Here is a 13,051-nt window from a genome sequence, read left to right as displayed (position 1 = left end):
TCACCGCACTTCATTCCGTACCGAGGTTGAATCATTCGTGCAACAAGTTGCACGCTACGCACGAAATCGTGAATACAGGCTACGGACTTAAGGTGAAAATGAGGGTTGGGGATAAAGTCGGCGGCTATGAACTACCGTTTTGATATACACGGTTTCTTCAATAACGCGATAAATAATACGATAATTTCGACAAAAGGCTTCACGCTCACCGTCTTCGCGCAAACGACCGATGGCATCAGGCATAAAGGCAATCAAACGGAAAGTTTTTTCAAATTCGGCGAGGAGTTTTTCCGGAGTAGAAATAAACCCGGTGAATTCGTAAACATTGGCGAGGATTTCATTGATATTGTCTGTGGCGAGTTTAGACAAAATCACATTAGCCATAAACCGACTCATGTTGCTCATCCAACTGCGCGAGTTCCGCCGCTTTCTGTTGAATAGTTTGTTGCCATGTTGCGCACGCCTCTTCTAACGAATGACAACGCCCCATCAGAATATCCTCATTGCCTCGCGCAATATTCTCAGCTAAAAATGCGTCATAACCTTTTTCAGTCAGCAACATAGTTTTCTCCTTAATAAATTGCGTTTTACTATAATCTTGAGCACCCACAAAATCAACTCCCGTAGCGTGCAACTCGTTGCACGAAAAAACACGTTAAAAAAACACCGCACTTCATTCCGTACCGAGGTGAAATCATTCGTGCATCAAGATGCACGCTACGGAGTGTGCGTCTAACCGGCAAGCTCCAATAATACATCGGGGTGGTGGGTGGCGATTTTTAATAACGTTGCTGCTGCGCCTGTGGGTTTGCGTCTGCCTTGTTCCCAGCCTTGTAACGTGCGGACGGAAATTCCCATAAGTTGCGCAAAGGCGGATTGCGACAACCCGGTGTTTTTGCGTGCGGCAATTGCCTCATTGGTGATCTCGCGCTCACGGCATTGCCCGGTCTTAATTTGGCGTACGGAGCTTAACAACAGCTCGCCGATTTCTTCGCCGGTGAATTCGTGTTCGGCAATATTGATTTTCTCTAAATCTATCGTCATTTTTCCAATTCCTCCTTTAATTGCTTCAGCAAGTGCGCCGGAATCGTCTCGGATTTTGCTTTTGCATAAATTAACAACAGACATATTTTGCCGTCGTTAAGTTGATTAAAATAAATCACCCGACTTCCACCGCGCCGACCCATACCTTGCCGTTGCCAGCGTAATTTGCGACAACCGCCCGAATGCGGAATCACATCACCCGATTCGGGTTGCATTGCGATAAACGTGGCAAGCGCTTCTTGCTCATCTTGCGTTAAAATCGCAGAAGCCATTTTTGTGTAAATATGAGATTCAACAATTGTGTACATATCCCTCATCCTTTATGCGTCATTGTAGTAGTGTGTGCGCATAATGTAAACCCGTAGCGTGCAACTTGTTGCACGAATAAAAACGCTCGTGAGGGCAATCATTCGTGCATCAAGATGCACGCTACAATATGAATCTCCCCTTTTTGATGGCGCGCGTTTCCTAACGCGTGCCTTTTATATCAATCGATTATCGGCACACGCTGTGAAGCGTGCGCCATCAAAAGCCTTGAAAATAAAAGAATCGTAGCCTGAACTCGTTGCACGAATAAAAACGCTCGTGAGGGCAATCATTCGTGCATCAAGATGCACGCTACAATATGGAACGAGGCGATGGTGGGAATGGATTAATGATTGATGCCACGAGGTAAAAAGGCGGCAATCATAATATACGAACCGACCACTAAAAATTTAACGGAATGCCCATTTTTTAGCGGAAAAACATGAAATCGCCCATCGGCGTACGCATCTGCAATAAAGCTGAGTTTTTCTGCTAAACGCACAATCTCATCAAGAAATTTATCTGCAATCTTATCGCTATTGGCTTGTGCGCGAATATATTCCGCTTTGTCCAATAGCTGAAAACGCGCCATTCCAGACCAACGAACGACATAATCCTGCTTCATCGTTTTAACATCTCACGCAAGGTGGCGACAACTTCTTCGTGTGAAAATGTTTGTATCTCACCGCGCAAAATGCCTTGTAAAAAACGCTGTTCTTCGGTTAAGGATTGTTCAAATAGAGATGAGATTTTCTCCTGAAAAGGCGTCTGCGGTTTGGTTTCATTTAACATATCATCTCCTGTGGTGTTCAATTTTGCCTTAGCATACAACGCCCCACGCAAAAATGCCAATAGTCGCCGCATACAGAAATAATAAACGCTCCCCGTAGCGTGCAACTTGTTGCACGAATAAAAACGCTCATAAGGGGAATCATTCGTGCATCAAGATGCGCACGACAATATGAAATCACGCTGCGCACTAAACAATGCGTAACTCAAATTGTTTCCCAAGTGCGGTAATCGCTTTTGCGATGGTGTCAATTTTTGTGATATGCCCAAGGTTTGTGATACGCTGAACTTCCTGTGGTTTTGCATTGATACGGCGGGCTAATTCAGCGTTTGATACATTTTGTTCGATCATCTCATTGAGCAATAAAACCTTGGCAAAAACACTTGCCGGCAATTCGATAAGCACCTCGCCCTCCGCCGGTGCGCTTGGCAACGGAACGCGGCGATGATCTTCAAAATAAAAATCCATACAAGTAAGCAACGCGTCTTTTGCCATCTTCACGGCATCGTCATAATCATCTCCACAAGTAATCGCTTCCGGAATATCACGAAAAGACACAGCATAAAGCCCGCTTTCTTCTTTTTCAAATTTTGCTGGATATAACATAGTCAACCTCTTTAAAAAATGCCCCCTTTCGAGGGCATTCGTTTAATTAAGACCTAATTGCTTTTTAATGGCAAACTCCGTTCCTTTGGCGATTTCCTTCGTGGGATGTCGCGGCAGAACCGATTGTTTACCGTTTAGGTATAGCTTAATGTGGTTGGTACCCTCTTTTGTTTCTACACCTTGTGCTTTCAGCCACCTTAAAAACTCTCGTTGTTTCATCGTTCCTCCGTGTTTTTAAGTGGCAATGATTATAAACAAAAATGTTTATATTTTCAACCTAATCCCCCGTAGCGTGCAACTTGTTGCACGAAAAAACACGCTTGTGAGGGCAATCATTCGTGCATCAAGATGCACGCTACGATATGGAATAACCTTTTTTGATGGCGCGCGTTTCCTAACGCGTGCCTTTTATATCAATCGGTTATCGGCACACGCTGTGAAGCGTGCGCCATTAAAAGCGTTGAATAACGTTCCGTGCGTGATTCGGTCGTGCATCAAGATGCACGCTACAATATGGAATAACGCTCCTGTAGCGTGCAACTCGTTGCACGAAAAAACACGTTAAAAAACCACCGCACTTCATTCCGAGCCGAGGTGAAATCATTCGTGCATCAAAATACACGCGACAATATGGAAAAACGCCCCATTGCGCAAATGTAAAACAATGTAAACTCAAGGCATGGGGTGTTGCAGTGGTTGACCTGTGGTTATTTTTTGAATATCATGCCGAGGTTAAGGTATAGGTTGAAATAATACCCTTTAAAATGCCCTGCGATGTGAATTAAAGTGCGGTCATTTTTCATGGTGTTTTTCAGCCGACACTTTCAATACTTTTAAGGAGGATTGTGAGCAACAAAAGCATTCACTTCTAAAAAGCAGAACGGTTAAAAGCAAAGCAAAAAAAGTTTTACGGCTGGCGACAGCCTTCGTTTTCTTCATAAAAAAGGAAATCACTTATGAATCATATTTACAAAAGCATTTTTAATAAGGCGCTTGGTGTGTTCACCGCCGTCCCTGAATTTGCTTCTGCACATGGCAAGGGTTCTGAAAGAACTGTTGTCGGTCGTGTTGCGAAAGGCACCGCCGGCTTTGCTGCCAGTGCGCTTGCCATCTCCGTTGGGTTGGCGTTAACCTCTACAAGTGCGGTGGCTGCACCGGGTATTTATATTAATGATAAAGCGGATCCTAGCTGTTTAGCTGTCCCTGACTCTCCTCCTCCTTATGTAGGTATCAACGGTATAGCAAATAATCAGGTTCCAAGTAGTCTGTCTATTTTGGGTCCGTCACAAACACCTCCCCCACCGCATTATTATGCGCTGGATTCGATGAACCCTTGCTTGTCGTCAACTGGTGCAAATGCAACGGAACATTTCAGTACTCAAACTAACCGCACTTTATTTTACGGTACCTCTGCTCCTGCGACTGTTGAAAACAACGGTTCTAAAAACCTCACCCTTGGCGGTCGTTTAGACGTGAACTCCGGTATCATCGGCGTGGGTGATCGTGGTACTAACGGCGCAGGCGCAACCAACAGCATCCGTATGGGTACAGGTACCACGTTGGATAATGCGAATAAGATAGAAAATGCCATTTCTATTGGTGTAGATGCGGGGGTTAATGGCATAAGTTCCATCGCTATCGGTGACGGTGCGAAATCTGGTGGAAAAGGTGCTAATGATCCGTTTGATGGTGATGCAGGGCTCGCAATTGGTCATCAGGCACAAGGCTTAGGTACTGGTGCGGTGGCGATTGGTCAAAATGCTTCTGTACAAAACGGTCATGATTCCATCGCAATGGGCGTGTATTCTAAAACCTCAAACCCAAAAGCCATCAGTATTGGTGCTTATAATGAAGCAAGTGGTGTGCAAAGTACCGTTATCGGAAGTAACTTCGATACCAATAGTAAGGCAGCGGTTTCCACAGCAAGCGGAACTCGTTCACAAGTTTACGGTGTGGAAACTACGGTTTCTGGCAACAACTCCGTTTCTATCGGTGATACAAACACCATCGCAAGCGCACGTACTTATGCACTTGGTAACAATATCAATGTAGCAGCAGGCACAGACGATTCATTGGTGTTTGGTACGAGAGCAGCCGTTGGGGGAAATAATGCTATTGCGATGGGTAACACTGCGGCAGCTACTTCAAACTATGCGACAGCTATTGGTGTAGAAGCATTGGCACATGGATCTGATGGTGCACTTGCTGTTGGTAGAAAAGCTACGGCAAATGCAAACGCCGGTGCTATGGCTATCGGTTTCGATGCAGTTACAACAGGTAAATCCGGTATTGCACAAGGTTATCATGCACACACTAATGCACAGTCCGGTTTAGCGATCGGTGATAACGCAAAAGCTTCCGGTATTGGTCAAGTGGCAGTCGGTTATGCATCAAATGCTCAAAAAGCAGATATTGATAAAGCCGCTACCGCAGCACCGAATAAAGCGGATTATGCTGTAACTATCGGTCACTATGCTGGTGCAGATTACACAGGCACGAACAATATTCGTTCCACTTTAGTTGGTGATAGCGCAGGTCGTTATGGTGAAGAAGGTACTCAAAATACAGCTGTCGGTTCACTTGCAGGTATGTATGTGAAAGGTTCAAATAACGTTGCTTTGGGTATAGGTGCTGGTTCTGGTAGTGCTGCGGATAAGCTTGTAGTAAACAACACCACTGCAATTGGTAATGCTGCTAAAGCACTTACTAGTGATTCCATCGCTATTGGTACCGCGGCAAAATCCGGTAAGGCTGACAAATTTAGTGGTGAAAGAGCCGTTGCAATCGGTTATAACGCTCAAGCTCTAGGATCTGCCGGTATTGCGATAGGTGAAGAAAGTGCCACAACGAATGGGCATAATGGTGTCGCGATAGGTGCGTATTCAAAAACTAGCAATGAGAAAGCGATCTCTATTGGTGCATTTAATGCTGCAACTGGTGCACAAAGTATCGTAATGGCAGGCAACTATGATACGAATTCAAGTGGTCCTGTTTCTGTTGCAAGCGGAACTCGTGCGACAGTCATTGGTGCTGAAACCACCGTTTCCGGCAACAATTCCTTAGCTATCGGTGATAAAAACACCGTTGCAAGCAACCGCACTTATGCGATTGGTAACAATATTAATGTAGCCGCAGGTGCAAGTGATTCACTTGTGTTTGGTACGAAAGCGTCTGTTGGTGGACCAGAGGCGATTGCATTAGGTAATACTGCAAATTCAAAAACAGATGGTGCCATTTCTATCGGTGCTCATACTGTTTCCGGTGACGGGGATCTTGTAGCGGGAGTAGAAGGTAATAAGTCAATTTCAATCGGTTATGAGTCAATTGCCAACCGATATGATACTATTGCTATGGGTGTTCAGGCGAGTACGCAAGCCGCAGATTCGGGCGTTGCTCCTTGGGATGCTGTTGCTATTGGTTCAAAGTCTAAGGCAACAACCTATAAAGCTTTAGCTATCGGTGCATACTCACAAGCAACCGGTCGTCAAAGTACTGTGATTGGTAATGACATTCAAGGTCAAAATTCTACCGCGAGCGGTGAACGTTCCCAAATTTTAGGTGTTCAATCTAATGTTTCCGGTGATAACTCCGTTTCTATCGGTGATACAAACAATGTTGCAGCTGCCCGCACTTATGTAATGGGTAACAACATCAATGTTGATAGTGACAAGGCAGTTGACTCATTAGCATTTGGTACAAGTGCTAACGTAAAAGGTCAAGATCAAATTTCTATTGGTCATAATGCGGGTGCGGATGCGGTTGCTACTGCTAAGAATGCCTATGGTATTGCGCTTGGTCTGAATGCAGGTCGCTATCAGCAAGGTGGTGAAGATAACTATGCTATCGGTCAAAATGCCGGTCAGTATGTAAATGGTACACACAGTGTTGCTTTAGGTCTTAATGCAGGTTCTCACATTGAAGGTGATGGCAACTTTGCGGCAGCGGATGGCGCAGGTAATTACATTAAGGGTCGTAACAACATTGCGATCGGTAACAATGCCGGTTCCGGGGCAGCAGGTGCTATCGTTGAAGCTGACAGAACTATTTCTGTAGGTACACGTACTCAAGCTCGTGGGGATAATGCTGTTGCTATCGGTACCGATTCTAAAGCGTTAGCAGTAGATGCAACTGCTGTAGGTCAAGCGGCTCAAGCGAGTGCAGAGAAGACAGTAGCTGTTGGTCAGGGAGCAAAAGCCACTGAAAGATTCACAGTAGCAATGGGTCATAATGCGACAGCCTCTCATGCAAATTCTGTTGCATTAGGTACTAACTCTGCAACTTCCGATGCTCACACCGGTGATTACACCCTTAACATGTCCTACACTGCTGCAGGCTTGCCTAATGCAGCGAACGGCACTGTGTCTGTGGGTTCTGCAGGTAAAGAGCGTCAAATCCAAAACGTGGCTGCAGGCGTGATTAGCGCAACCAGCACCGATGCGATTAACGGTAGCCAACTTTATGCAACTAATAACTACTTAAGCAATCTCGCAGGTGGCGTGAAAAACGTCCTTGGTGGTAATGCGGCAGTTGATAATGCCGGTAACGTAACCATGAGTAACATTGGTGAGACGGGTGAAGGCACAGTGCATGGTGCAATTAAAAACTTGAAAGACGCCATCGACAGCAAAGTAGATACTACTGCCAGCGTAACATCGGAAGATCCGGCGGATATTAAAGTCGAAAAAGAAGCACCGGTTGGCAATACAACAAACTACAAGTTGTCTCTTGGTGATGATGCGAAAGCGAAATTAGCCAAAGCCGCGACCGCACTTCAAACGGTGGAAGGTGATAGCAATATCACGGCAACCAAAGATGCGACTGACCCAACGAAAGTGAAATTGGCGTTAAACAAAGACTTAACGGCAGATTCCGTGACGTTAGGGGATAAAGCAGGTGATCACGCTGTAGTGAACAAAGATGGCTTAACCATCGCGAATGGTCCTTCTGTGAAGAAAGACGGCATTAACGCAGGTGATAAGAAAATTACCGGTGTGGCTGACGGCAATGTTGCCGCAGGCAGCAAAGATGCGGTGAATGGCGGTCAATTAGCGGAAGTGAAAGCCAAAGCAGATAGCGCAGTACAAGACGTGGTATCTTCAAATCCAACCGCACTGACTGCAAACAAAGTAGGCAACACAGTTACGTTAACACCGAACTTTATCGCAGGCGACTTAGTGAATGCTGACGGTACAGTCAATGCCCCAGCAACCGCAGATGAAGGCAAATTGGTGAGCGCGAAAACCGTTGCTGACGCATTAAAAGCAAACCACTTTGTAGTAGATACCAAAGGTAATACTGAAACGGGTTCTGAAGCAGATGCGAAAGTGGGTTCAGGCAACAAAGTCACCTTTGAAGCGGGTAATAACTTAGTCGCTAAACAAGCTAACACCGCAAACGGTGGTGCGACAGTGAAATTCTCACTTAAAGACGATATTAGCTTGAACAGCGTGACTGCAGGCACTGGTGCAAACCAAGTTGTATTAGGCAACGATGGCGTGAAAGTAGGTGGCAACACTTACATCAACAACGACGGCTTAAATGCGAACAGCAAAGTGATTTCTAATGTCGCTGACGGCGTTAATCCAAATGATGCTGTGAACAAAAGTCAGTTAGACGCTGTGAAAGGCGTTGCTGACAGCGCAGTGAAATCTGTGGACACAGTGGCTGGCGAAGAGAACTTGGTGGTGGATAATAACGATCCGCAAAATCCAAAACTACGCTTGAAAAAAGCTGTGAATCTAACCAGTATCAAGTTAGACGGTGCCACACCAGGAAATACGACCTATGTATCTGGTTATGGTTTAACTATCGAAGACGGTCCTTCTGTGAAGAAAGAAGGTATCAACGCAGGTGATAAGAAAATCACTAACGTAGCAGCCGGCGATGTTTCTGCAACCAGCAAAGATGCGGTTAACGGTGCTCAGTTACATAACGTAGCAAGCAGTGTCGCAAATGTGTTAGGTGGCAACGCAGCAGTTGATGGTAATGGTAATGTCACCTCAAGCGACATCGGTGGAACCGGTGCAAATACCGTTGACGATGCAATTAAAGCCGTGAACGCGACTGCAGCGAAACACACCACTGTTGTTGAAGGCAAAAACGTGAAAGTAACGAAAGGCAAAAATGCCGCTGGCGGTGATGAATACACTGTGGCGACAAAAGATGACCTTGATGTCACTTCCGTCACTGCGGGTAATACCACAGTGAACACCAACGGTTTAACTATCACAGGCGGTCCAAGCGTAACGCGCGGCGGTATTGATGCAGGCAATGCGGTTATCACTAACGTTCGTGACGGCAAAGTGGAAGCAAACAGCAAAGACGCAGTCAACGGCGGTCAATTACATGCAACCAACACCAAATTGGATGGCGTGAAAGCGAAAGCCGACACCGCAGTACAAGATGTGAAATCCGGTGATGAAAATGCATTAACTACAGTGAAAGATCCGAACACCAACATCGTAACTGTAACGCCTAAACTTAGCGGTGATTTAGTGGATGCCAATGGCAACATCACAGCACCAACAACACCGGCAGAGAAAGGCAAGTTAGTGACTGCAGGCACCGTTGCACAAGCGCTTGCAAACACCCACTTCGTGGTGGATACCAAAGCGACTGACGGTGAATTGGATACAGCTTCTCAAGCTGACCAAAAAATTAAAGCCGGCAACAAAGTCACTCTTCAAGCAGGTAAAAACTTGAAAGCGAAACAAACCAACGCAGCCGATGGCGCACAAGTGGAATTCTCGCTTAAAGACAGCATCAGCTTGACTGAAGTGACTGCAGGCACAGGTGACAACCAAGTTGTATTAGGCAACAACGGCGTGCAAGTAGGTGGCAACACTTACATCAACAAAGACGGCCTAAATGCGAACAGCAAAGTTATCAGCAATGTCGCTGATGGTGTTAATCCAAATGATGCTGTGAACAAAGGTCAGTTGGATGCAGTGAAAGGTGTGGCTGACAGCGCAGTGAAATCTGTGGATGTTGCAAACGGTGAACAAAACTTAGTGGTTGACAACACCGATCCGAAGAATCCGAAATTAAGCTTGAAGAAAGATTTAACCGTGGATTCAGTGAAAGCGGGTGACAGCACATTGAACACCGATGGCTTAACCATTGCTGGCGGTCCTTCTGTGAAGAAAGACGGTATTGACGCAGGTGATAAGAAAATTACCGGTGTGGCTGACGGTAACGTTGCCGCAGGCAGCACAGATGCTGTGAACGGTGGTCAGTTGTACAACGTGGCAAATAACGTGAAAGACTTAATCGGTCCGGATGCAGCTATCGATCCTGCGACAGGTAAAGTCACTGTAGCGGATCCTGCGAAAGGTATCGGTGAAACCGGTAAAGGTACTATCGGTGATGCGATCAAACACGTTAATGATGCAGCGAAAGCCGCAGCAGACACTGCGAAGAAACACACCACTGTAGAACAAGGCGACAACATTGTTGTGGAAGAATCCCTCAATGCTGACGGCGGTAAACACTACAAAGTGTCCACTGCAAAAGACTTGAACGTGGATTCTGTGAAAGCAGGCGATACTACCGTGAATAACGATGGTGTAACCATCGCAGGTGGTCCTTCTGTAACGAAAGGTGGCATTAACGCAGGCGGTAATACCATCACTAACGTTGCTGACGGTGTGAATCCAAATGATGCAGTGAACAAAGGTCAGTTAGACGCTGTGAAGAACGTGGCTGACAGCGCAGTGAAATCTGTGGATGTTGCAAACGGTGAACAAAACTTAGTGGTTGACAACAGCGATCCGAAGAATCCGAAATTAAGCTTGAAGAAAGACTTAACCGTGGATTCTGTGACAGCGGGTGACAGCACATTGAACAACGATGGCTTAACCATCGCAGGCGGTCCTTCTGTGAAGAAAGACGGTATTGATGCAGCTGATAAGAAAATCACTAACGTAGCAGCCGGCGATGTCGCAGAAAACAGCAAAGATGCGGTTAACGGCGGTCAGTTGTATGATGTAGCGAAAAACGTTGCAGACCTTGTAGGTCCGGATGCGAAGATCGATCCTGCGACAGGTAAAGTGACTGTCACTGATCCTGCGAAAGGTATCGGTGAAACCGGTAAAGGTAACATCGGTGATGCGATCAAACACGTTAACGATTTAGCGAAAAATGCAGCAGACACTGCGAAGAAACACACCACTGTAGAACAAGGCGACAACATTGTTGTGGAAGAATCCACCAATGCTGACGGCGGTAAACACTACAAAGTGTCCACTGCAAAAGACTTGAACGTGGATTCTGTGAAAGCAGGTGATACTACCGTGAATAACGATGGTGTAACCATCGCCGGTGGTCCTTCTGTAACGAAAGGTGGCATTAACGCAGGTGGTAATACCATCACTAACGTTGCTGACGGTGTAAATCCAGATGATGCAGTCAATAAAGGTCAGTTAGACAAAGTGGATACCAAAGTCTCTAACGTGGCTCAAAACGTTGTTAATGTGTTAGGCGGCGACGCGACAGTGAATGGCAATGGCGACATTACCATGACCAACATCGGTGAAACCGGTAAAGGCAACATTAACGATGCAATTAAATCGGTAAACGACCTTGCGAAGAAAGCAGCTGCTGAGAAAACCAGCGTGAAAGCTAAAGAAGGCCGTTCTAACGTGACTGTGACTGAAGGCGTTAACGCAGCAGGCGGTCATGAATATACCGTTGATGTTGAACGTTCTGTGACTAACGCAGGCAGCAACTATGTCACCGTGACTAACAACCACGATGCCGACACCAACACAACCACTTACACTGTGGATGTGTCTGCTAAGACAAAAGCAAGTCTTGCAAAAGCTGACAGTGCGGTACAAGGTTTAACCTCTAAAGATGGTAACCTAAACTTCACTAAAGGCGCGAACGGTAACGTGGAAGTGAGCTTCAACGATAACCTTAACGTGAAGAACGTAACGACAGATCGTGTTCAAGTTGCAAACGGTCCGAGCATGAGCAAAGACGGCATCAATGCTGCGGGTAAAGCCATCAGCAACGTTGCTAACGGCAATGTCGCGGCTGACAGCAAAGATGCGGTCAACGGCGGTCAATTACATGAAACTGCGAAGAGCGTAGCTGATGTGATTGGCGGCGGCGCAACCGTGAAAGACGGCAAAGTGGTTGCAGGCCAAAACGGTATCGGTAATACCGGACAAAATACCGTTCATGGCGCGATTGCGGCAATTAACCAAAATACCGCAAACAACTTCAACCAAATCCGTGGCGATCTACGTAAAATGGATCGTGACTTACGCGGCGGTATCGCGGGCGCATTGGCAACAGCCGGTCTTCCGCAAGCCTTCCGTCCGGGTAAGAGCATGGTTGCAGCAGCAGCAAGTACCTATCGCGGTCAAAGCGGCTTAGCGATTGGTGTATCCCGTATTTCTGATAACGGTAAAGTTATCTTGAAAGTCACCGGTAACACCAACTCCCGCGGCGACTTCGGCGGTACAATCGGCGCCGGTTACCAATGGTAATCACTCCGCAGCTCACCTAATCGGTGAACTCGCTTAACAAAAAAGCACGACATGAAAATGCCGTGCTTTTTTTATTTGTAACGGTAACGTTTTATACAATGCCCGTAACGTGCATCTTTTACACCGCGTAGCGTGCAACTTGTTACACGAATGAATCAACCTCGATACGTAATTCACGATTCCCTCGTAGCGTGCAACTTGTTGCACGAATGAATCACACACGGAACGAAATAAAGCGCGGTGATTTTTGCGTGTGTTTTTTCAAACAATATATTATCAACCATCAAGAGCGTTATTCATTTCGAATGTAGCGTGCAACTTGTTGCACGAATGATTCACAAAGGGAACGAAATAAAGTGCGGTGATTTTTGCGTGAGTTTTTTCAAACAACGTATTATCAACCATCAAGAGCGTTATTCATTTCGAATGTAGCGTGCATCTTGATGCACGAAAGATTCAACCCCGATACGCGATTCACCGATTCCCTCGTAGCGTGCAACTTGTTGCACGAATGATTCACAAAGGGAACGAAATAAAGTGCGGTGATTTTTGCGTGAGTTTTTTCAAACAACGTATTATCAACCATCAAGAGCGTTATTCATTTCGAATGTAGCGTGCATCTTGATGCACGAAAGATTCAACCCCGATACGCGATTCACCGATTCCCTCGTAGCGTGCAACTTGTTGCACGAATGATTCACAAAGGGAACGAAATAAAGTGCGGTGATTTTTGCGTGTGTTTTTTCAAACAACGCATTATCAACCGTCAAGAGCGTTATTCATTTCGTGCAACAAGTTGCACGCTACGATC

The 13,051-nt window shown here is 46.0% G+C and carries 9 protein-coding genes; 1 reads left to right on the top strand and 8 read right to left on the bottom strand.

Annotated elements, in window-relative coordinates; translation table 11 throughout:
• Window positions 1–87 precede the first annotated feature (87 nt).
• The 8 genes from J5X96_RS00310 to J5X96_RS00275 all read right to left on the bottom strand — a co-directional run bounded on the left by J5X96_RS00310 (window position 88) and on the right by J5X96_RS00275 (window position 2,965).
• The gene (locus J5X96_RS00310) at window positions 88–384 is read right to left on the bottom strand and encodes a type II toxin-antitoxin system RelE/ParE family toxin (protein WP_209363541.1); all 297 of its coding nucleotides are present in this window, start codon (window positions 382–384) and stop codon (window positions 88–90) included.
• Entirely contained in the window at window positions 377–562 is a 186-nt protein-coding gene (locus J5X96_RS00305; protein ID WP_245193465.1) for a hypothetical protein, read from the bottom strand. The genes J5X96_RS00310 and J5X96_RS00305 overlap by 8 nt, the downstream gene beginning before the upstream one ends.
• Window positions 563–732: 170 nt before the next feature.
• Complete coding sequence (locus J5X96_RS00300) at window positions 733–1,044, bottom strand: DNA-binding transcriptional regulator (RefSeq protein ID WP_209363539.1); 312 nt, start codon at window positions 1,042–1,044, stop codon at window positions 733–735.
• Entirely contained in the window at window positions 1,041–1,352 is a 312-nt protein-coding gene (locus J5X96_RS00295) for a transcriptional regulator (protein WP_209363537.1), read from the bottom strand. Before J5X96_RS00295 ends, J5X96_RS00300 begins: the two co-directional genes overlap by 4 nt.
• 344 nt (window positions 1,353–1,696) lie before the next feature.
• The gene (locus tag J5X96_RS00290) at window positions 1,697–1,975 is read right to left on the bottom strand and encodes a type II toxin-antitoxin system RelE/ParE family toxin (protein ID WP_209363535.1); all 279 of its coding nucleotides are present in this window, start codon (window positions 1,973–1,975) and stop codon (window positions 1,697–1,699) included.
• On the bottom strand, window positions 1,972–2,142 hold the full coding sequence (locus J5X96_RS00285) for a hypothetical protein (RefSeq protein WP_209363533.1): 171 nt from the start codon (window positions 2,140–2,142) through the stop codon (window positions 1,972–1,974). Before J5X96_RS00285 ends, J5X96_RS00290 begins: the two co-directional genes overlap by 4 nt.
• Before the next feature lie 187 nt (window positions 2,143–2,329).
• Window positions 2,330–2,746: a type II toxin-antitoxin system HicB family antitoxin gene (locus J5X96_RS00280; protein ID WP_209363531.1), complete on the bottom strand. Its 417-nt coding sequence runs from the start codon at window positions 2,744–2,746 to the stop codon at window positions 2,330–2,332.
• 42 nt (window positions 2,747–2,788) lie between these two features.
• Window positions 2,789–2,965 (bottom strand): type II toxin-antitoxin system HicA family toxin, encoded by a 177-nt coding sequence (locus J5X96_RS00275; RefSeq protein WP_209363529.1) that lies wholly within the window; start codon window positions 2,963–2,965, stop codon window positions 2,789–2,791.
• A gap of 737 nt (window positions 2,966–3,702) precedes the next feature.
• Between J5X96_RS00275 and J5X96_RS00270 the strand changes: the two genes are divergently transcribed.
• Entirely contained in the window at window positions 3,703–12,240 is an 8,538-nt protein-coding gene (locus tag J5X96_RS00270) for a YadA-like family protein (RefSeq protein ID WP_209363527.1), read from the top strand.
• Window positions 12,241–13,051 lie beyond the last annotated feature (811 nt).

It is taken from the genome of Aggregatibacter sp. 2125159857 (assembly GCF_017798005.1).
Classification (GTDB): domain Bacteria; phylum Pseudomonadota; class Gammaproteobacteria; order Enterobacterales; family Pasteurellaceae; genus Aggregatibacter.
The sequence above is the reverse complement of the archived record's forward strand: the minus strand, read 5'-3'. Positions and strand labels throughout refer to the sequence as shown.

Bases quoted from the DNA above. Each gene is read 5' to 3' on its own strand.
- J5X96_RS00310 (WP_209363541.1), bottom strand. From the start codon at position 384: ATGGCTAATGTGATTTTGTCTAAACTCGCCACAGACAATATCAATGAA.
- J5X96_RS00305 (WP_245193465.1), bottom strand. From the start codon at position 562: ATGTTGCTGACTGAAAAAGGTTATGACGCATTTTTAGCTGAGAATATT.
- J5X96_RS00300 (WP_209363539.1), bottom strand. From the start codon at position 1,044: ATGACGATAGATTTAGAGAAAATCAATATTGCCGAACACGAATTCACC.
- J5X96_RS00295 (WP_209363537.1), bottom strand. From the start codon at position 1,352: ATGTACACAATTGTTGAATCTCATATTTACACAAAAATGGCTTCTGCG.
- J5X96_RS00290 (WP_209363535.1), bottom strand. From the start codon at position 1,975: ATGAAGCAGGATTATGTCGTTCGTTGGTCTGGAATGGCGCGTTTTCAG.
- J5X96_RS00285 (WP_209363533.1), bottom strand. From the start codon at position 2,142: ATGTTAAATGAAACCAAACCGCAGACGCCTTTTCAGGAGAAAATCTCA.
- J5X96_RS00280 (WP_209363531.1), bottom strand. From the start codon at position 2,746: ATGTTATATCCAGCAAAATTTGAAAAAGAAGAAAGCGGGCTTTATGCT.
- J5X96_RS00275 (WP_209363529.1), bottom strand. From the start codon at position 2,965: ATGAAACAACGAGAGTTTTTAAGGTGGCTGAAAGCACAAGGTGTAGAA.
- J5X96_RS00270 (WP_209363527.1), top strand. From the start codon at position 3,703: ATGAATCATATTTACAAAAGCATTTTTAATAAGGCGCTTGGTGTGTTC.